This is a genomic window from Pseudoalteromonas espejiana DSM 9414, assembly GCF_002221525.1.
Classification (GTDB): Bacteria; Pseudomonadota; Gammaproteobacteria; order Enterobacterales; family Alteromonadaceae; genus Pseudoalteromonas; species Pseudoalteromonas espejiana.
Map to the genome: position 1 here is coordinate 1,405,370 of NZ_CP011028.1, position 19,952 is coordinate 1,425,321.

Below are 19,952 nucleotides of genomic sequence, written 5' to 3' on the forward strand. Positions count from 1 at the left end.
AGACCCTGCTTTCAGTTATCATTAACCAACTAAATTGTAATCACCTTCTGTGAAAGATCAGGTATCGAATGAACTTAGAAAATATATTAGCGCAAGCACTTGAGGCGGTAGCCAGTGCCAGTGAAATCGCGCAACTAGAAGAGATCAGGGTTAATTACCTTGGTAAAAAAGGCGAAATCACTAGCTTACTAAAAACACTGGGTAAAATTGCTCCTGAAGAACGCAAAGAAGCAGGCCAAGTAATTAACCAAGCTAAGCAAGATGTGCAAGCAGCAATTAACGAAAAGCGTGAGCTTTTAGCTAGCAAGGCACTTGAAGAAAAACTAGCGGCTGAAACAATTGATGTAACCTTACCAGGTCGTGTAATGCCAAGTGGCGGTTTGCACCCAGTTACGCGCACTATTGAGCGTATTGAAAGCTTTTTCGGTGAATTAGGCTTTGAGGTTAAATCAGGACCAGAAGTTGAAGATGATTTTCATAACTTTGATGCGTTAAATATTCCTGAGCATCACCCAGCACGTGCTGATCACGATACCTTTTATTTTAATCCTAAGTTAGTACTGCGTACACAAACCAGTGGCGTACAAATTCGTACTATGGAAACCGAGCAACCGCCATTGCGTATAATTTCGCCAGGGCGTGTGTATCGTAATGACTACGACCAAACTCATACACCTATGTTCCACCAGGTTGAAGGCTTAATGGTTGATACAGACGTGAGCTTCACAGAGCTTAAAGGTATTTTGCACGACTTTTTACGTAACTTTTTTGAAGAAGATATGGAAATTCGTTTCCGTCCTTCATTTTTCCCATTCACTGAGCCTTCAGCAGAAGTAGACGTTATGGGTAAAGACGGTAAATGGCTAGAAGTATTAGGCTGTGGCATGGTCCACCCTAACGTTCTTAAGTCTGTGGGCATTGACCCAGAAAAATATACAGGGTTTGCATTTGGCATGGGCGTAGAGCGCTTAACAATGCTGCGCTACGGCGTAAACGACTTACGTGCATTTTTTGAAAATGACTTAAAATTCCTAAACCAGTTCCGTTAAGAGTGAAAATATAAAATGAAATTTAGTGAAAAGTGGTTAAGAGAGTGGGTAAACCCTGCTATTGATACGCAAGCGCTTTCGGAACAGCTTTCTATGGCTGGTTTAGAAGTTGATGGCGTAGAGCCTGCAGCAGCCAAATTTAACGGCGTAGTAGTCGGTGAAGTTGTAGAGTGTGGTCAACACCCAGATGCAGACAAACTTCGTGTAACTAAAATTAACGTAGGTGGCGATGAGCTGCTTGATATTGTTTGTGGCGCGCCAAACTGTCGCCAAGGTATTAAAGTTGCCGTAGCTACGGTTGGTGCTGTATTACCTGGCGACTTTAAAATTAAAAAAGCGAAGCTTCGTGGTCAACCATCACATGGTATGCTTTGTGCCTTTGACGAGCTTGGTATAAGCGAAGAAGGCGAAGGCATCATGGAATTACCACTTGATGCGCCTGTTGGCACTGACTTACGTGAATACTTAAGCCTTGATGACAACATTATTGATGTTGATTTAACACCAAACCGTGGTGACTGTTTAGGTATTAAAGGCCTTGCCCGTGAAGTAGGTGTGTTAAACAGCACTGATGTTAATGAGCTACAAATTCCAGCTGTTGAAGCCACACTTAATGACGAAGTATCTATTGAGTTGGTAAACGATGAAGCATGTCCTCGTTATTTAGGGCGTGTAATTAAAGGGATTAACCTACAAGCAGAAACACCGCTTTGGATGGTAGAAAAGCTTCGCCGTAGTGGCATTCGTTCTATCGATGCAGTTGTTGATGTAACTAACTATGTATTACTTGAACTTGGCCACCCAATGCACGCATTTGATTTAAATGCGATTGAGGGGGGTATTAAAGTACGTAATGCTCATGCTGGTGAAGAGCTTGTATTACTTGATGGCAATACAGCTAAATTAAACGAATCAACACTTGTGATAGCCGATCACAATAAAGCCCTAGCGATTGCGGGTATTTTTGGTGGTGAGCAATCAGGTGTAACTGAAAAAACAACTGATATTTTATTAGAAAGCGCGTTTTTCAACCCAGTTGCTATTGCTGGACAAGCACGTAGCTACGGCCTTCATACAGATGCGTCACACCGCTATGAGCGTGGTGTAGATTTTGCTCTTCAACACGATGCAATGCAGCGTGCAACCGCTTTATTGCTTGATATTGTAGGTGGTGAAGCAGGCCCTGTAGTTGAAGCTGTTGCAGCCGATAAATTACCAAAAGTGACCGAAGTACGCCTTCGCCGTGCACGTTTAGACCGTGTTATTGGCCATCACATCGATGATGCTAAAGTAACTGATATTCTGACTCGCTTAGGTCTTGATGTTAAAGTGGAAAATGGCAGCTGGAGTGCTGATATTCCAAGTTACCGTTTTGATATTCGCATCGAAGAAGACTTAATCGAAGAAGTTGCACGTGTATACGGTTACAACAGTATTCCTAATGTAGCGCCTACTGCAAAACTAAAAATGACAACGCATGACGAGTCAACTATTGCACTTAGCAAGTTTCGTAATGCATTAGTAACACGTGGCTACCAAGAAGCGATTACTTACAGCTTTGTAGACCCTAAAGCACAAGCTATTTTACACCCGCAAAGCACGCCGCTTGTATTACCGCACCCAATTTCAATTGAAATGTCGGCAATGCGTGTAAGTTTAATGCCAGGTCTTTTAGCATCAGTTGCGTATAACCAAAACCGTCAACAACCACGTATTCGTTTATTTGAGCACGGTCTTAAATTTATCAGCGATGAAAATGCAGAAAACGGCCTACAGCAAATACCTGTAATTGGCGGTGTTATTACCGGTCTTGAACATGGTGAGCATTGGGTTGAAGAAAAACGCAATGTTGATTTTTACGACTTAAAAGGTGATGTGGAAGCATTACTTGCTATCACTAACGATGTTAGCCGCTTTGAAATTAAAGCTCAGCAGTCAGATGGCTTACATCCAGGCCAGTCAGCAGTTATTTATGTTGATGGCAAAAAGGTTGGCTTTTTTGGTGCATTGCATCCTCAAGCTCAAAAGTCGTTAGATATCAACAACGCAACTTTTGTTTTTGAAATTGAAATGTCAGCAATAGAAAAAAGAAATTTACCGCAAGCTGTAGGGGTTTCAAAATTCCCTTCAAATCGCCGCGACATCGCGATTTTAGTGGCTGACAGCGTTAATTCTGGTGATATTTTAAGCGCAATAGAAAAAGTTGGCGGAAATCAATTGGTTGACCTAAACTTATTCGATGTGTATAAGGGCAAAGGTATTGAGCCAAATTATAAGAGTTTGGCGATTGCTCTAACACTGCAGGCGGTTGATAGAACACTCGAAGAGAAAGATATCAATCTGGTTGTTGATAACGTGGTGGCCGAATTGGCCGAAAAGTTTAATGCATCGTTGAGGGACTAGATATGGCGCTTACTAAAGCCGACATAGCTGAACACCTATTTGAAAAGCTCGGGATCAATAAAAAAGATGCCAAAGATTTAGTTGAAGCGTTTTTTGAAGAAATCCGCTCAGCGCTTGAAAAAGGCGAGCAGGTTAAGCTCTCTGGATTTGGTAACTTTGATCTTCGTGATAAAAAAGAAAGACCAGGCCGTAACCCGAAAACAGGAGAAGACATTCCTATTTCGGCGCGCCGCGTGGTGACCTTTAGACCAGGTCAAAAGCTTAAAACCCGCGTAGAAGTGGGCACAAGCAAAGCAAAATAAAAAAGGGCAGCGTAAGCTGCCTTTTTATTTGCCTAAAATAACTTAGCAATGCGCAATTTTTATAAATTGAACGCAATGCTAGGTGTTTTTTAAAATTCTCGCGGAGATACAAATTCACCATTTTGAATTTGCTCATAGGTTTGTTGAGCAAGGTTGTCGAGTGCGCCTAAATTTTTTCCATCACTCATTAGCTGATGCTCTATCGGTAATAAATCAATATTTTCAATCCCAGCACTTTGTGCAACTTTCGAAAAAATATAAGCATGTTTAAATTTATCGTGTTTATAAAACAGGCTTATTAAAGATGTATACACCTCAGGATTAGGGTCTTGCCCTTGTTTATTGAGTTCCAGCGTTTTATATAGCAGGTCGATAGTTTTTTCATCATCAAATTTAATATAGTAAGACGCTAAATAAAATTGCATTTCGGCACTTTTGGTTACGCTTTCATGGTTTTCTAGTGCTAACAGTTTAGTGAGTGCACTTTGTTCGTTATTACGCGACCAATGATAGTAAAGCAAACCAGGGTGGTTAGTGTTTTTAGTATCTTGATAAAGGCGCGTCATTTCTTTAATGCTAGTAAGTTGCCCTTCAATGCGCGATGTAGTTTTAGATTTTAATTTAATATGCTCTATTTTAGCGGCAAGCGTTATACATTGATTATAAGACTCAAACCCTTTAAGTAACTGGTATTTATTTTCATCAGTCGGGTCTTTATATTCTCTGTAGCGATTTAAAATAACTTCAGAGCGCTCATTTTTACAGTGGCTATCTTTATTGAGGTCGCTACAAAACCCAGGTGTTTCTTCGCACACTTGCGCAAGTGTAAGTGGCTCATCACAGCCCGTTAACGCAAGTATTGAAAGTAATACGCTTGCTCTTAAAATCATCCCTTAACCCTAAATGAATATATACATTGTTATTCTAGCGCAATCATTTGTGCTCTAACAGTAGAGAATAACTTAAGATTAACTTAGAATAGCCGTGCCTGAAGTGCATTACTCTCAAAATTAAGTGCACTTTTAAAGGCTATCCGTTCAAAATGTTAAACTTAGGTAAATAAAATGACCTCATCTCACGAATTAGAATACACAAATAGTTGGCAGGAACGCCAAGATTACGCTGAAAGCATGCAACCTATTATTGGTAAGCTTTACCGTAACCGTGGCATTGAAATCGCTGTATATGGCCGTCCTCTCGTAAATGCTAGTACAATCGATATTATTAAATCTCATAAAACTGTGGCGCAGTTTGAAGGCACTAAATTACGTCTTCGCGAAAGCTTCCCGTTTTTAGAAGCTATCAGCAAAATGGATTTAAACTCTGCCCGTATTGATATTGGTAAACTTGCATACGGCTATTTATTTAACGAAGCGGCTAAAGGCCGTTCAGTTGAAGAATATTTAAATGATGAGTTAGCCGAAATTATTAACTCTAAAGCTAAAGAGCCACGTGATGTTGTGCTTTATGGTTTTGGCCGTATTGGTCGTTTGTTGGCTCGTTTATTAATTGAAAAATCAGGCCCGTATGCAGACTTACGTTTGCGCGCCATTGTTGTACGTGGTGGTAAAGAGGGCGACCTAGAAAAACGCGCCAGCTTACTACGTCGAGATTCAATTCATGGCCCATTTAATGGTTCAATCACAATCGACACTGAGCGTAATGCCATTAAAGCTAATGGTAGCTACATCCAAGTTATTTACGCAAACTCGCCAAGCGAAGTAGACTACACCGCGTACGGTATCGAAAATGCATTGGTTGTTGATAACACCGGTATTTGGAAAGACGAAGCGGGCTTAGGTCAGCATCTTGAGTCGAAAGGGGCTGCAAAAGTATTATTAACAGCGCCTGCTAAAGGGAATATTAAAAACATTGTTTACGGTGTAAATAACCAAGATATTAAACCTGAAGACAAAATTGTGTGTGCAGCAAGCTGTACTACTAACGCAATTACACCCACCCTTAAAGCATTAAACGATAAGTTTGGTATTAATAACGGTCATGTAGAAACCGTACACTCTTACACAAACGATCAAAACCTGATTGATAACTATCACAAAGCAGAGCGCCGTGGCCGTGCTGCAGCGCTTAACATGGTAATTACCGAAACAGGCGCAGCTAAAGCGGTGTCTAAAGCACTTCCTGAGCTTGAGGGTAAATTAACTGGTAACGCTATTCGTGTACCAACACCTAATGTATCGCTAGCAATACTTAATCTTAATCTTGATAAAGGCACATCGGTTGAAGAGCTAAACGCATTTTTACGCGAAACAGCACTTCACTCAGACCTTCGCGATCAAATTGATTACACAGCATCTACCGAAATAGTATCAACAGATTTAGTTGGCAGCCGTTATGCTGGTGTAGTTGATTCGCAAGCAACAATTGTTGAAGGCAACCGCGTAGTACTTTATGTATGGTACGACAACGAATTTGGCTACAGCTGTCAGGTAGTTCGTTGTATGCGTGATATGGCCGAAGTCGCTTTCCCAAGCTTACCTCGCTAGTATAAACCGCTTTACACTTAGCCAGCTTATTGCTGGCTTTTTTAATTATAAATATAAAGTGCTATTTTGCGCAGGGTACAGAGCCTGTGATACGCTTTAATGTATAACTACGGTGTTTTATTTTATCTGTTTAACCCACCGTACATAGCTATTTTGATCAGCAAAATTAGTTTTAGCACTGTTTATTTTAAGCAGTTCAACTTATCCAACCTAAAGGTTTTTTATGAAAATCAGCAGCAATTTTGACAGTGGTAACATTAAAGTTATTGAAGCCACCGATCCGTTAAATATTCAATTAGAAATTAATAACGATCACCAGTCTGAATTTTACCAGTGGTTTCACTTTCGTCTTGAAACAACACCTTACCAATTGCATAAGTTAAATATTAATAATTTAGATAAATCTGCTTACCCAGATGGCTGGGATGGATATCAAGCTGTTGCCTCTTATGACCGCCAAACATGGTTCCGTGTACCTTCAAGCTATGAAAACGGCACTCTTACCTTTGAATTAGAGCCAGAGTGCGGTAGCGTTTATTTTGCTTACTTTGCACCATATAGCTACGAGCGCCACTTAGATTTACTATCGTGGGCACAAAGCGAAGAGCTATGCCAATTACAAACATTAGGCGAAACGCTTGATGGGCGCGACATGAGCGTTCTTAAAATTGGCCAGCCTAGTGAAGATAAAAAAACAATTTGGATCACAGCACGCCAGCACCCAGGTGAAACAATGGCTGAGTGGTTTGTTGAAGGGCTTTTACATAAGCTTTTAGATGATGAAGACCCACATGCAGCAGCGCTTTTATCTAAAGCCGTATTTTATGTAGTGCCAAATATGAACCCAGATGGCAGCGTACGCGGGCATCTTCGTACAAATGCCAAAGGTGTTAATTTAAACCGCGAATGGCAAACGCCGAGCATAGAAAACAGCCCAGAAGTTTACTTAGTGCTTAATAAAATGCGTGAAACAGGTGTAGATATGCACTTAGATATTCATGGCGACGAAGCAATTCCATATAACTTTGTTGCAGGTAGTGAAGGTATTCCAAGTTATGACGACCGCCTAAAAGATCTAGAAGATAGCTTTAAAGCTGCGCTTTTAACAATTACGCCTGAGTTTCAAGACGAGCATGGCTACCCTAAAGACGAACCAGGTGAAGCAAATTTAACAGTTGGCTCATCAGCGGTAGGTGAAGAGTTTAAAGCCTTTGCGTACACAATTGAGATGCCGTTTAAAGACAATAACGACTTACCAGACCCAGATTACGGCTGGTCAGACCGCCGATCGTATCAATTCGGTCAAGATACTTTAGCGGCAATCGTAAATGTCGTTGATAAATTAAGATAAATTAGTATAAGGTAAGGGCAACAATAAAATGTTGCCCTTTTTTATTACAAAATTTACAAATAATAAAAGTGTGCAATAACTAAATTATCGTATTACCTAGTCTCGTTTAAGTAATATTCAATCAACAGTCTCAAATAAAATAATAAGAGGTATTTAGCGTGGATGCATTCGGACAACTTTTAGATAGCCTGGATGGCATGTTAGGGGGCGCAGTATGGTTTCCTTATGTGTTATTGGGGGTAGGCTTATTTTTTACTATTTATTTAAAGTTCCCACAAATTCGTTATTTCAAACATGCTTGTAAAGTGGTTACAGGTAAGTTTGATAAAAAAGACACTGAAGGCGATACAACGCACTTTCAGGCACTAGCTACAGCGCTTTCTGGTACGGTTGGTACGGGTAACATTGGTGGTGTGGCGCTGGCTATTTCAATAGGTGGCCCGGCTGCATTATTTTGGATGTGGATGACTGCGTTTTTTGGTATGACTACCAAATTTGTAGAAGTAACACTTTCGCATAAATACCGTGAAAAAACACAAGACGGCACCATGGCGGGCGGCCCAATGTATTACATGGACAAGCGCCTTAATATGAAATGGCTTGCCATTTTATTTGCTGTTGCAACAGTTATTAGCTCATTTGGTACTGGCAGCCTGCCGCAAATTAATAATATTGCACAAGGCATGGAAGCAACTTTTGGTTTTGCACCTATAGCAACCGGTGCGGTGTTATCAATCTTATTAGCATTGGTTATTTTAGGTGGAATTAAACGCATTGCTGCAATTACTTCACGCGTAGTGCCGCTTATGGCTGTGGTTTATATTGTTGGTGCGTTAGGTGTTATTTTTTACAACATTGAAAACATTGGTCCTTCATTCGCTTCTATTTTTGTTGATGCATTTACAGGTTCTGCTGCTGCAGGTGGCTTTTTAGGGGCCTCATTTGCTTATGCATTTAACAGAGGTGTAAACCGTGGTTTGTTTTCTAATGAAGCGGGTCAAGGTTCTGCACCTATTGCTCACGCATCTGCAAAAGCAGATGAACCTGTATCAGAAGGTATGGTATCTATATTAGAGCCATTCATCGATACCATTATTATTTGTACATTAACCGGTTTAGTTATTTTATCGTCGGGAGTGTGGAACGAAAAGTTTGAAACGCACTTTGAGCGCTCGTCAATGAGTATTATTAAAGGTGATTACTCAGAAACCGACGAAGCACAGCGTCAAGAGCTATACAATTACTTAAATGGTAACGATAGCAATATCGAGCTATTTAATGGCAACATTCAAGTTGTAAATGGTGAGGCAGCAACCAATGGCTTTACCGTATTGCACTCACGCTCTATTGGTGAAGACATTCGCTTTGGTATTACCGACAAGCATAAATACACAGGTGATGTAGAAGTTAAAAACGGTATGCCAACCGATGCTAGCATTAGTTTAATTGGTAAATCGTTAGTCCACTCAGCAGAGCTCACCACTAAAGCGTTTACTCGCGGCTTTTTTGGAGACAGCGGTCAGTACATCGTTTCTATAGGCTTACTACTATTTGCCTTCTCTACAGCAATTGCTTGGTCGTACTACGGCGATAGAGCCATGATTTACTTACTAGGCCATCGTTCGGTTATGCCGTATCGTGTATTTTATGTTGCAGCGTTCTTCTGGGCATCATTTGCCGATACCACATTAGTATGGAAATTAGCCGCGGTTGCAATTGTCGTTATGACCTTGCCTAACTTATTTGGCATTATGTTATTGCGCAAAGAAATGAAACAATCAGTAGATGACTACTGGGTTAAATTCAAAAAAGACAACGAGCAATAAAACAAGTACAATAAAAGGCGCCGCAAGGCGCTTTTTTTATGCGTAGTATGGAGAGTAGTATGGCGATTATTCATTGCCCCAAATGTGCAAAATCAATTTCAGATAAACATCAGCAGTGCCCACATTGCAATAGTAACATTGGCGAGCTTAATTCTGAGCAGGTACAGCAGCTTCAGCGCGAGCAACGAATTAAAAAACAGCAAATGTTTATGAACCATTCTTTTCTGGCGCTCATATTATTCTTAGGTGGCTTTTTTTGCTTGTACTTTTTGCAACCACAAAAAGAAACACTGCAATGGTACGCCTATACCTTAGCAATTGGTGTTGGCTGTATTTGGTATTTAGTAAACCGCGTTATTTTAGTGACTCTCAAAAAGAAAAGATGATATGAATATTGACAACCTAGTAAAAAATATCACCCCAGAATTATTTGAACGTTTACAGTACGGTGCATCTACTGGCAAATGGCCAGATGGCACACCGCTATCTGATGAGCAAAAGCAGCAAACAGTACAGCTTGTTATGCTATACCAAGCAAAAATAGCGCAGTCTAATGAGCAATTTACCATTGGCGCTAATGGCGAAATGATCCAAAAAACAAAAGCACAACTACAAAAAGAATTTAACTCAGAAAACGAAATAGCTAGGTTTAGTGAACATGATCTTTAAACACCTTTTTACACCAAAGTGGAAACACCCAAAGCAACAAGTTCGTCTAGACGCAATTGAAAAACTAGATGTACAGCGCGACGCTTCAATTTTAAATACTTTAGCGCTGGAAGATAACTCAGCTGAAATTCGTCGTAAAGCACTGCAAAAAATAAACGAGTTACCACTTTGGTGGAAAGCTTATAAACAAGATCAAGCACTTAAAGATGTAGCTGAGCTACAAATCTCAAATGCGGTATTAAATAACGAAAGCGCACTGAGTGCACGAATTAAAAGCGAATACATTGACCGTTTTGCTCCAGTAAAAACATTAGAAAAGCTCGCATTTGCTGAAAAAGAATTACAGGTAAGGGTAAAGCTTTTAAAACGCTTAGCTAACCCAAAACTAATTGAAAAAGCATTCAAAGAAGGCAGCGAAGAGCTACAAGTACAACTTGTTGAGCTTATTATTACGCACCAACTTATAAAGCCACTAGTAAAGCACGCTAAAGGCGCTGCATTACAAAGTTTAGAATCGCACCTAGAAAACGAGCGTTTAGCAATAGAAATGCCTGCGCTGGTTGAAAGCGCAACACGCGTTATTTTAGCCAAATTAAATGCGCTACGTGATAAAAACGATTACGCCATTGTAAACCCACAAGCAGGCGATTTAATGGCGCAGTGGCAAGCATTAGAGCTTAAGTGGCTTAGTGAAGAACACGTAAAAACGCTTGATAAAAAGTACATTAGCATTACCGACAAGCTCGATGCCCATATTGAAACTCTTAAAGCTGAACATGAGCAAGAGCAGCAACGCTTAGCAATGCAACAGCGCCAACTGCTAGCACTGGCAACATTAGAGGCGCTAAGTGAAGAAATTGAAAACGCATTACAGTTAGGTTTAGAAACCCCTGAGCAAATTCAGCAAGATTGGTTAGATGCAAAAGTAGCGCAAGCAAAGCAAACGCTAAGCGATGCACAACATGCAGATAACGCACAAACAAAGCTTGTTGTTAACAAGCTAGAAAAGCTATTTAATCAGGTTGCTAAGCTTCCAGAGCTCACCGAGGCTATTAAGCAATACAATAGCGCCTTTAGCGAACTTAAAGAAATTAAGCCTGCCGAGCAGTTAGCTGATTACGACATAGTACTCAACACATTTAATACTATGTTTAAACAAACACGTAGCCACTTAAATGTACTTGATGGCGCCGTTGAGAAAAACTTTAAAGCGCAGTTAAACACGCATAAAAAACAATTTTTAGCGCAAATGAGTGAGCTTACAAAACCACTTGAAAAAAACCAAGGGTTAGCTAAGCGTAAAGCTCGTGATGTGAAACGCCTAATAGAAGAAGGCCGTTTTAATGTAGCATTTGGCGTTTTTAAAGGCTTTGAAGAGCTTTTTAATAAATTAACAGTGCAGTTTCAGCAACCACTTGTAAATTTAAAAGCTGATTTAGAAGCGCAGCTAGCAGATGCAAAAGATTGGCAAAAATACGCAGCCGCACCAAAACGCGAAGCATTGCTTGAAGAAGTAAGCGCATTAGTGGGTGAAGAATGTAACGACCCGCAGCAGCGTGCTGAGCAAGTTAAAACACTGCGTAAGCGTTGGAATGAGCTTGGCCGTTTAGACACAGAGCAAGAAAAACAACAGGGTGAGCAATTCGATAGCAATATTGAGCTGTTATTTGCCCCATGCCGTAGCTACTTTGCAGAGCAAGAAGTAGCAAGGGATGCAGCTAAAGCTCAACGCGAAACAATTATTAGCGATATGAATGCTCTAGGCACTCAAAATACCGAACTAGAAGGCTTTGATTGGAAACAATATGAGAGCCAATACAACCGACTAAATAAAGCATGGCGAAGTGTTGGCAAAGTGGATCCTAAAACATACCGCGTATTGAACGATCGCTATAAACAACAGCAGCAAACGGTTTTAGCCACACTTACTGCATTTCATAAATCTAATGCGGCTCAAAAAAATGCACTCGTTGAACAGGCTCAGTTATTATCACAAAGTGATGACCTAGCAGCGGCATGTCACGAGCTAAAGCAGTTACAGCAACAGTGGCAAACCATAGGTTTTGCAGGCTTAAAAGCTGAAAATGCCTTGTGGCAAAAGTTTCGTCAGTTTAATGATGAAACTTTTAGCAAGCGCAGCAACGAGTTTGAGCAGCAAAAATTAGCGCAAACCGAAACAGATAATCAAGCAGCGACAGAACTAAGCGAGCTTGAAAGCGCACTGGCGCAAGTAAATCAAAAAGCTCAGTTGCACGACCTAGAAACAAAAGTGAAAGGGTACACGCAATATAAGTCGTTGGCGCCAAAAGTAACGGCACTGTTAGCGGCTATAGATGAAAAGCTAGTATTGCTTACAAGCCAAGCACAACGCGCTAATTTTGAAGCACTTATTGATGCACTTGAAAATAACGATGTATTACCAAGTCAGTTCCAAGCGCCACTTGCAACATCGCTAAGCAGTGAGCAGCTTGTAACACGAATGGAAATTTTGGCAAATGTAAGCTCGCAAAATGCTGCGCTTAGAATGGCAGAGCAAGTTGCTATGCTAGACGATAAACACCGCGGCGAACATGCTGATTTAAACTACTATCTAAAGCAGTTGCTAGCGCTCAGTAAGGGTTCAGTTGAGCCTGACACACTGGCAAAAATTAAAACTATTTTTACAGCATAATATGTAAGTTACTTGTATTGCTACAGGTATTACATTTTAAAAGCCGCTGTTAAAGCGGCTTTTTTATTATTAACAATTACTCTAAAGGGTTCATATGAGAATTTTACTACTTATTGTAACAACACTTTTTTTGACCGCCTGTAACACAACTCAGGGCGTTTCTATTTACTCTTTTACAAGCTCCGAAGTTGAAAGCGTACTTGGCAAGCAGTTACCTAAGTTAAGTGAAAAAGTAAGCTTAATGGGTTTGCCAGTACAGTTTGATGTAAACGATTTAAGCGTAAATATTGGCCCAGATAACCGCGATGTTGTAGTGCTAGGGGCAGATTCAAGTGCGGAGATAAATGCTTTTGCTCTTAAGTATCCCGTTCGCTTAAAGCTGCAAATAGAAGGGAGCCCATTTTACGATAGTGAGAAAAAAGCCGTGTTTTTACGCAACATTAAATTATTAGATTCGAGCGTAGATGCGGGCGGCTTTAAAGGTAATCTAGGCGCACTTGATAATGAAGCCATGGACGTTATAAACGCATTTTTAGCGGTAAATCCGGTTTATACATTAAACATGGATGACCCTAAAATGATGCTATTAAGCAAATTACCTCTAGATATGAAAGTCGTTGAAGGTGCAATTAAGTTAGTACCCCGCCTTTAATTAGATCTAGCGCGGTGCTGTGTACGTATAAAATCTGACTTTCAATTGATTAGGTTTTAATTATGGCAACACCGCGCAGCGTTCCTACCTCACGGCTTTCTCGATTTGCAAAACTTGGCTCTTTAGCCGGTGGCGTTGCGGCCAATATGCTAATAGATGGTACTAAAAGTGCCATAACTGGCAAGGGCTGGGATAATAAATCTTTATTGCTACAACCTAAAAATATTGAAAAATTAGCCACACAGCTTGCTCACCTTCGCGGTGCAGCAATGAAGCTTGGGCAGCTATTATCTATGGACGCAGGAGACTTACTAAGCCCTGAGCTTGCAAAGTTGTTAGCGTTACTACGATCAGACGCCAACCCTATGCCGCATAAACAACTTGTGGCAGTGCTTAAACAGCAATGGGGGAGTGAGTGGTTATCGCGATTTTCGCATATTGAATTAAGGCCCTTTGCAGCAGCCTCTATTGGGCAAGTGCATTTGGCCTATCAAGAAAACGGTGAAAAGCTAGCTATAAAAATTCAATACCCTGGCATTGCCCAAAGCGTAGAAAGCGATGTAGATAATGTAATATCGCTTTTGCAAATAACACGGTTACTCCCCAATGAGCTTGATATAAAACCTCTCGTTAGTGAAGCTAAAGCACAATTACTGGCAGAGGCTGACTACGAACGTGAAGCTAACTACTTAAACAAATACGCTAGTTTTTTAGCTCACTCAAATACCTTTAAAGTTCCTAAAGTGTATGCGCAACATAGCACTAAACAGGTTTTAGCTATGGAATTTGTAAACGCTAAGCCCATTGAGGGCATTAATGACCTGCCGCAAGATGAGCAAAACACCGTAGCAGCTGCTTTAATCGATTTATTTTTTAAAGAAATGTTTGAATTTAAACTTGTGCAAACCGATCCTAATTTTGCAAATTTCCACTATCAAAGCGAGAGTAAAAAAATCGTACTTTTTGATTTTGGCGCTACTCGCAAAATATCCCCTAGTTTAAGCCAAGCTTATTTAGCTTTGTTTAAAGCGGGTAGTCAAGATAACCGTGCTGGTGTTTTATCTGCAGCAGTTGAAATTGGTTACTTTAAAGATGACATTGTTGATAGCTATAAAAATCATGTTATTGACTTATTTTTAATGGCTTGTGAGCCATTAAGAGTTAAAGGTGAGTTTGATTTTAAAAATAGCACTTTGGCCAATAATATTAAAAATGCAGGGCTTGAACTGAGCGCTCAATCGCAGCATTGGCACACCCCACCGGTAGATGCTTTATTTATCCATCGTAAATTAGCGGGGCTTTACTTAATTGCCGCAAAGCTTAATGCAAAAATAGATGTTAATGCATTATTTAAGCACTACATTTAGAGCTGTTATTTTAACTGTTAAATTAATAGATACATGCCATAATGCTCGCGATATTTCGCGAGGGTGGTGCAATGATTAAACAGTTTTTAAATGATCCCAAATTATTATTAAATGCCGTAGGTGAAGGCATTTACGGGTTCGACTTGTCGGGCAATGCGGTGTTTGTAAACCCAGCTGCAGAGCGCATGACAGGTTGGAAAGCCGGGGAGTTGTTAGGCAAAAAAATTCACCAATATCACCATCACAGCCATGCAGATGGCACACCTTACCCAGCAGATGAATGCCAAATATATTGCACTATGTTTGATGGTAAACGCCGAGAAGTTAAAAACGAAGTATTTTGGCGTAAAGACGGTAGCTCATTTGCAGTAGAATACACATCAACCCCAGTATATCGTAATAATGAGCTAATTGGGGCCGTAGCGGTATTTCGCGATATTTCATCGCAGCAGCAAACACAAAATGCATTAAAAGAGGCCTTAGCGCAAGTTAAGCATTTAAGTGAGCAACTACAAGATGAAAACAACTATTTAATTGCAGAGCTTAACGAAGACTGGCAAGACTCAGGGTTGGTTGGGCAGAGCCATATTTTTCAAACCATGCTTGAACAAATTAAACTCGTTAGCGAAACCGACAGCACCGTACTTATACTCGGTGAAAATGGCACGGGCAAAGAGCTGGTGGCTCGTAACTTACACCGTTTAAGCGATCGTGCTAATCAAGCCTTTATAAAAGTAAACTGTGCAGCGTTTACACCCAGCTTGTTAGAATCTGAGTTATTTGGCCACGAGAGAGGTGCTTTTACCGGTGCCAATGAGCGGCGTAAAGGGCGCTTTGAATTAGCAGACAAAGGCACTCTTTTTTTAGATGAAATAGCCGAACTTCCCCTTGAGGCGCAAAGTAAGCTCTTAAGAGTAGTGCAGGAACAAGAGTTTGAGCGCGTTGGCGGTAGCACTACATTAAAGGTAAATATTAGAGTGTTAGCGGCAACAAATCGCGATTTATGGGAAATGGTGCAAAAAGGTAGTTTTAGAATTGATTTATATTATCGCCTTAATGTGTTTCCTATTAAAGTGCCTGCACTAAGAGAGCGCAAAGAAGATATCCCTTATTTGTGTACTAATTTAATTATTCAGCTTAATAAGCGTTTGGGTAAGCAGCTAAAAGGTCTCAGTAAAAAAGCAATTAGCCAATTGCAATCCTACGACTGGCCTGGAAATATTCGCGAGCTCCAAAACGTACTTGAACGTGAAGCTATTTTATCAAAGCACGGCGTGCTTAAACTCAGCCAGCCTTTACAGGCGGGCGCAAGTAATGTGGTTAATGGATCTTTAACACTTGCTGAAGCACAAAAACACCATATTATTGCCGTGCTTGAGCTATCTAATTGGCAAATATCCGGTGATAAAGGCGCAGCAAGTAAGTTAGGGCTGCCAGAGAGCACACTGCGCTCTAAAATGCGTAAACTAGGTATTGCTAAGAATTCGTGATATTTAGCGGGTTTCGTTAAATATCGCGAATTTAATATGTGTTTAAAAGTGTATACCGTTTAATATCAATGTCTTACAGCAGGTTTTAGCTTGGTCTGAAAGTTGCAAAAGTTTACTTAATACCGTCACTATTAAGTAACTACTATGAAGTTTGATATTAAAGAAGAAGACATGATCATCAAGCCCTACAAAACAGAGGGCCCGATTTACATCCGCGAACAAAAAGGCTTTTTTCAGCGCATAAGACGCAACTTAGGTTGGTTACTTATGCTTACGTTTATAGCCATACCTTGGATACAATATAAGGGTGAGCAAGCAGTGCTACTTGATGTAGCAACGCAAAAATTTACAATTTTTGGCTTAACCTTACTTCCGCAAGACTTTATGATTTTAGCGCTGCTATTTATGGTTGGCGCATTTGCACTGTTTTTTGTAACAAACTGGCTGGGTCGAGTCTGGTGTGGTTACACATGTCCGCAAACAATATGGATGTTAATGTTTAGTTGGGTAGAGCAGCGTATAGAGGGCACACGTAATCAGCGTATTAAGTTAGATAAGTCAAAATGGACACTGAGCACTTGGCGTAAAAAAATTACTAAGCACAGCGCGTGGATTGCTATATCCGTACTTACGGCCACGTCATTTATGGCCTATTTTATACCAGCTAAAAGCTTATACATGGAAATGCTTACTTTGCAGTGGTCGGGCATTACTAGCTTTTGGGTGTTTTTATTTGCTTTTTGTACTTATGGTAACGCCGGTTTTTTACGTGAGAAAATGTGTAATGTAGCGTGCCCTTATTCACGCTTTCAATCAGTTATGTTTGATAAAGATACACTCATTGTAAGTTACGATGCTCAGCGCGGCGAAAATCGTGGTCCTAGAAAGCGCAAAGCCGATCCAAAAGCACTTAATTTAGGCGATTGCGTAGATTGTAACTTATGTGTAGAAGTCTGCCCAGCGGGCATTGATATACGTAATGGCTTGCAATATGAATGTATAAACTGCGGTTTATGTATAGATGCATGCGACGATACTATGGATAAATTTGGCTACGAAAAAGGGTTAATTAAGTACGCGAGTGAAAAACAAATGCAAGGCAAAAAAACCAACCCATTTAGGCTTAAATTAGTGGGGTATGGTGTACTTACGCTTGTGTTAATTGTTTCTATGTTTGCGTGGGTTTTACAACGTACACCTATAGAAGCATCGGTGCTGCGTGATAGAAATGCATTATATCGCGTAAACTACGAAGGTTTGGTCGAGAACCCCTACACATTAACTATTATTAATAAAACTCAGCAGCCATTACATTACACAATAGCCATTGAAGGGATGCCCGTTGCATCACTCACTGCGCCAAGCTCTATATTAGTATTACCCGGTGTAATGAAAAAAGTGCCGGTAACAGTCACAGCCGATGGCTACGATATTAGTAAAAAAGTAAGCCCAATTAGTTTTGTCGTATCAGCAAATGAAAACCCTGCTATTTCCATTACTAAAACCAGTCAATTTTATAAAAATTAATACAGTGTAGTCGACCATAAACAATGGCTTGCGCTTTAACTAGCTCAAGCCATTGTTTAATTTATCTAAAATAAAGTGCTTTGCTGACTCTAGGTTATCAAACAGGCAATCTTTAAAATAAACATCTCTTTTAGCGTTTTGCATTATTCGTTGCATTTGGCTAATAGCAATAGGGGACGTAAGCACAAAGGCGCTAATTAAACAGTTGTTTTGCTGCATGCTGTGGCTTATAGCTACCATTTCTTGCTCGGCTTGTGGAGTGGCAGCTAAAACGTTTGATGAATCGCTTATATACCCCCATTTCTCGCCTTTAACTGATTGAATGGTTTCAAATAGCGCTGTTTTAAATTTGCATAAAAGCTCAAGTTCTAAATTTCCGCTAAATTGCGCAATCACTATATTACCGTCAAGCGATAAATTAACGTGTCCGTGCTCATTTTTATATTCCATTAATGCTCCCTAAATTAGCGCTTATTATAAAGTTAGTTTAGCAGCCAAAAAGGTACAAGTGGCTGCAAACTCATTAAAGTGCCTTAATATAATCCAATGCACCTGTAATAACAGCAACTTGTGCGAGTGTGCATTGCTCATCGGTTGCACTTGGGCTATCGGGGTAAACCTCGGTTGTAGTTACATAAGGAGCGTCTGTAAAGCCCATGCATAGGCCTAACTCGCGGGCTGCGTAATTAATTACACCAAATTGCTCTTGTGGCACGCCAATTAGTTTATTATTTTCGTCGCTAGGCGCTATGTGGGTAACTTTTTCTACACTGTTTAAAATAGCCTTTTGAAATGCAGGGGCTGGTTTGTTGCTGTCGGCCACTAAATAAAACCCATCAGGGATATTCCAGTTAGTATTAATTTTGCCATCGCGTGCAGCAAGGGCTGGCCTAAATTCACTGTTATCTGTATCGGTGGTCTCGTGTAAATCAATATGGGCTATCAACGAGCTATTGAGGCTGGCTACATAATTCATAATTGCTGCTGACTCTTGCGCCGGACTATTTTTATAAAAAGAGCGGTTTGGATCAATAGCGTCTGGATTCCAGCGATTTATAGTTTCAAATCCCCATGGGCTAATACACGGTGCAATAATAAAGTTATAAGTATCTACATAATCTGCAACGGCAGTATCTACAAAAGCAAGCGCACCCATTACACCACTGGTTTCGTAGCCATGTACTCCACCGGTAACTAAAACGGTAGGGCGGCTGTTTTGCCAGTTTTTACTTTTTAATAAATACAGTGGGTAGCTAGATTGCTCGTAGTTTAACGTGCCGTATTGCTCTGCGCTTAAATGCGAATGGGTTTGCTTTATTTTGCTCAGCACTAACTGGCTATAATCACGTTTTTTTTGCTGAAGCTTTAACCACTGGGCTTTCTGCGCTGCATTCCATGGTGTGTGCGGCGTGCCAATTGGGTATGTAGTGTTGCTCATTGTGTGCCTTTATTTATTTTTTATAAAGGCGCTAGCTTATCGCCGCTCATTTAAGGCTGCAACTAGAAATGCTCGGTTACGGTATTGGTATTTTCGTATAAAGGCGCATTAACACGTTTATGTTTATCAAATAAGTACTCACGCAGTGCTTCTTTTCCATGTTCAATACTTATAATTTTTGCAGCGTAGCCTAAGTTTGTTTTACGAACTAAATCTATAAAAAGCGTGACCTTTTTATTATTAGGCAGCTTAAATGAAATGTGTTGCGCATTGGCAAGTGTATAGCGTTGATCGCGAGGTTTTAAAAGCACACCACTGCTTGAAAGCGATAGCACATAAAAGCGCTCACTTTGTAGGTTTAATTCAGAATAACGCCAGCTTCTATCCACGCCTTCAGTGTCTATAACTTCAGGTGCGCTTAATACAGGGTTAAATTGGCCATCGTCATTAAGCTTAAACTCTAATGGAAACCATAACTGGTAGTGTCCTACCTCTGCTAGCATGGTTAATTTAGCGTGAGATAGTAAGCCTTTTAGTGTATCTGGCAGTGTGGTTTTTAGGCTTAGTTGCGAGCTCTCGTTTATATTGTCCTTAGTATTACCTACAACAGACGAAATAAAACTTAACTCTTCCTTAGTTAAATTCATATTATTTCTCGTTTAATAAAAACTTCACATTAAACTAATATTGCGTTTTGTAC

Annotated in this window: 17 protein-coding genes; 13 read left to right on the forward strand and 4 right to left on the reverse strand. The window is 40.3% G+C overall.

Annotation, left to right across the window (positions count from 1 at the left end):
* The first annotated feature begins 68 nt into the window (after positions 1 to 68).
* From pheS to ihfA, 3 genes are read left to right on the forward strand one after another with little or no spacing between them, the layout of a single operon-like run.
* The gene (gene pheS / locus PESP_RS06510; protein ID WP_089347295.1) at positions 69 to 1,049 is read left to right on the forward strand and encodes a phenylalanine--tRNA ligase subunit alpha; all 981 of its coding nucleotides are present in this window, start codon (positions 69 to 71) and stop codon (positions 1,047 to 1,049) included.
* Positions 1,050 to 1,064: 15 nt separating this feature from the next.
* Positions 1,065 to 3,452, forward strand: a complete 2,388-nt coding sequence (pheT, locus tag PESP_RS06515; protein WP_089347296.1) for a phenylalanine--tRNA ligase subunit beta — start codon at positions 1,065 to 1,067, stop codon at positions 3,450 to 3,452.
* Between the two features lie 2 nt (positions 3,453 to 3,454).
* Positions 3,455 to 3,754, forward strand: a complete 300-nt coding sequence (gene ihfA, locus PESP_RS06520; protein WP_002960690.1) for an integration host factor subunit alpha — start codon at positions 3,455 to 3,457, stop codon at positions 3,752 to 3,754.
* Positions 3,755 to 3,843: 89 nt separating this feature from the next.
* Here the strand turns inward: ihfA and PESP_RS06525 are convergent, their stop codons facing one another.
* Positions 3,844 to 4,644, reverse strand: coding sequence for a DUF2989 domain-containing protein (locus PESP_RS06525; protein ID WP_089347297.1), 801 nt, complete (start codon positions 4,642 to 4,644; stop codon positions 3,844 to 3,846).
* Positions 4,645 to 4,818: 174 nt separating this feature from the next.
* On the opposite strand from PESP_RS06525, the gene PESP_RS06530 reads away from it, so the two are divergent.
* From PESP_RS06530 to ccoG, 10 genes are all read left to right on the forward strand, one after another.
* Positions 4,819 to 6,261: a glyceraldehyde-3-phosphate dehydrogenase gene (locus tag PESP_RS06530; RefSeq protein WP_089347298.1), complete on the forward strand. Its 1,443-nt coding sequence runs from the start codon at positions 4,819 to 4,821 to the stop codon at positions 6,259 to 6,261.
* Positions 6,262 to 6,484: 223 nt separating this feature from the next.
* Positions 6,485 to 7,612: a M14 family metallopeptidase gene (locus PESP_RS06535; protein WP_089347299.1), complete on the forward strand. Its 1,128-nt coding sequence runs from the start codon at positions 6,485 to 6,487 to the stop codon at positions 7,610 to 7,612.
* 158 nt (positions 7,613 to 7,770) lie between these two features.
* Positions 7,771 to 9,438, forward strand: coding sequence for an alanine/glycine:cation symporter family protein (locus PESP_RS06540; protein ID WP_089347300.1), 1,668 nt, complete (start codon positions 7,771 to 7,773; stop codon positions 9,436 to 9,438).
* A gap of 59 nt (positions 9,439 to 9,497) precedes the next feature.
* On the forward strand, positions 9,498 to 9,824 hold the full coding sequence (locus tag PESP_RS06545) for a hypothetical protein (protein ID WP_089347301.1): 327 nt from the start codon (positions 9,498 to 9,500) through the stop codon (positions 9,822 to 9,824).
* A gap of 1 nt (position 9,825) precedes the next feature.
* On the forward strand, positions 9,826 to 10,107 hold the full coding sequence (locus PESP_RS06550; protein WP_089347302.1) for a YeaC family protein: 282 nt from the start codon (positions 9,826 to 9,828) through the stop codon (positions 10,105 to 10,107).
* On the forward strand, positions 10,097 to 12,778 hold the full coding sequence (locus PESP_RS06555; RefSeq protein WP_089347303.1) for a DUF349 domain-containing protein: 2,682 nt from the start codon (positions 10,097 to 10,099) through the stop codon (positions 12,776 to 12,778). The genes PESP_RS06550 and PESP_RS06555 overlap by 11 nt, the downstream gene beginning before the upstream one ends.
* A 94-nt stretch (positions 12,779 to 12,872) precedes the next feature.
* Positions 12,873 to 13,430 carry a YceB family lipoprotein gene (locus PESP_RS06560; RefSeq protein ID WP_089347304.1) on the forward strand — a complete coding sequence of 186 codons (558 nt, stop codon included), beginning with the start codon at positions 12,873 to 12,875 and terminating at the stop codon, positions 13,428 to 13,430.
* A gap of 62 nt (positions 13,431 to 13,492) precedes the next feature.
* The gene (locus PESP_RS06565) at positions 13,493 to 14,797 is read left to right on the forward strand and encodes an ABC1 kinase family protein (RefSeq protein WP_089347305.1); all 1,305 of its coding nucleotides are present in this window, start codon (positions 13,493 to 13,495) and stop codon (positions 14,795 to 14,797) included.
* Positions 14,798 to 14,868: 71 nt separating this feature from the next.
* On the forward strand, positions 14,869 to 16,287 hold the full coding sequence (locus tag PESP_RS06570; protein WP_089347306.1) for a sigma-54 interaction domain-containing protein: 1,419 nt from the start codon (positions 14,869 to 14,871) through the stop codon (positions 16,285 to 16,287).
* 144 nt (positions 16,288 to 16,431) lie between these two features.
* Positions 16,432 to 17,814 (forward strand): cytochrome c oxidase accessory protein CcoG, encoded by a 1,383-nt coding sequence (gene ccoG, locus PESP_RS06575; protein WP_089347307.1) that lies wholly within the window; start codon positions 16,432 to 16,434, stop codon positions 17,812 to 17,814.
* A 39-nt stretch (positions 17,815 to 17,853) separates the two neighbouring features.
* Here the strand turns inward: ccoG and PESP_RS06580 are convergent, their stop codons facing one another.
* From PESP_RS06580 to PESP_RS06590, 3 genes are all read right to left on the reverse strand, one after another.
* Positions 17,854 to 18,264: a hypothetical protein gene (locus PESP_RS06580; protein WP_089347308.1), complete on the reverse strand. Its 411-nt coding sequence runs from the start codon at positions 18,262 to 18,264 to the stop codon at positions 17,854 to 17,856.
* Positions 18,265 to 18,337: 73 nt separating this feature from the next.
* Positions 18,338 to 19,252, reverse strand: coding sequence for a M14 family metallopeptidase (locus PESP_RS06585; RefSeq protein ID WP_089347309.1), 915 nt, complete (start codon positions 19,250 to 19,252; stop codon positions 18,338 to 18,340).
* A 62-nt stretch (positions 19,253 to 19,314) separates the two neighbouring features.
* The gene (locus PESP_RS06590) at positions 19,315 to 19,899 is read right to left on the reverse strand and encodes a hypothetical protein (protein WP_089347310.1); all 585 of its coding nucleotides are present in this window, start codon (positions 19,897 to 19,899) and stop codon (positions 19,315 to 19,317) included.
* Positions 19,900 to 19,952: the final 53 nt, after the last annotated feature.

Excerpts from the sequence above, each read along its gene's own strand:
- pheS (WP_089347295.1), top strand. The coding sequence starts at position 69 with ATGAACTTAGAAAATATATTAGCGCAAGCACTTGAGGCGGTAGCCAGT.
- pheT (WP_089347296.1), top strand. The coding sequence starts at position 1,065 with ATGAAATTTAGTGAAAAGTGGTTAAGAGAGTGGGTAAACCCTGCTATT.
- ihfA (WP_002960690.1), top strand. The coding sequence starts at position 3,455 with ATGGCGCTTACTAAAGCCGACATAGCTGAACACCTATTTGAAAAGCTC.
- PESP_RS06525 (WP_089347297.1), bottom strand. The coding sequence starts at position 4,644 with ATGATTTTAAGAGCAAGCGTATTACTTTCAATACTTGCGTTAACGGGC.
- PESP_RS06530 (WP_089347298.1), top strand. The coding sequence starts at position 4,819 with ATGACCTCATCTCACGAATTAGAATACACAAATAGTTGGCAGGAACGC.
- PESP_RS06535 (WP_089347299.1), top strand. The coding sequence starts at position 6,485 with ATGAAAATCAGCAGCAATTTTGACAGTGGTAACATTAAAGTTATTGAA.
- PESP_RS06545 (WP_089347301.1), top strand. The coding sequence starts at position 9,498 with ATGGCGATTATTCATTGCCCCAAATGTGCAAAATCAATTTCAGATAAA.
- PESP_RS06550 (WP_089347302.1), top strand. The coding sequence starts at position 9,826 with ATGAATATTGACAACCTAGTAAAAAATATCACCCCAGAATTATTTGAA.
- PESP_RS06555 (WP_089347303.1), top strand. The coding sequence starts at position 10,097 with ATGATCTTTAAACACCTTTTTACACCAAAGTGGAAACACCCAAAGCAA.
- PESP_RS06560 (WP_089347304.1), top strand. The coding sequence starts at position 12,873 with ATGAGAATTTTACTACTTATTGTAACAACACTTTTTTTGACCGCCTGT.
- PESP_RS06565 (WP_089347305.1), top strand. The coding sequence starts at position 13,493 with ATGGCAACACCGCGCAGCGTTCCTACCTCACGGCTTTCTCGATTTGCA.
- PESP_RS06570 (WP_089347306.1), top strand. The coding sequence starts at position 14,869 with ATGATTAAACAGTTTTTAAATGATCCCAAATTATTATTAAATGCCGTA.
- ccoG (WP_089347307.1), top strand. The coding sequence starts at position 16,432 with ATGAAGTTTGATATTAAAGAAGAAGACATGATCATCAAGCCCTACAAA.
- PESP_RS06580 (WP_089347308.1), bottom strand. The coding sequence starts at position 18,264 with ATGGAATATAAAAATGAGCACGGACACGTTAATTTATCGCTTGACGGT.
- PESP_RS06585 (WP_089347309.1), bottom strand. The coding sequence starts at position 19,252 with ATGAGCAACACTACATACCCAATTGGCACGCCGCACACACCATGGAAT.
- PESP_RS06590 (WP_089347310.1), bottom strand. The coding sequence starts at position 19,899 with ATGAATTTAACTAAGGAAGAGTTAAGTTTTATTTCGTCTGTTGTAGGT.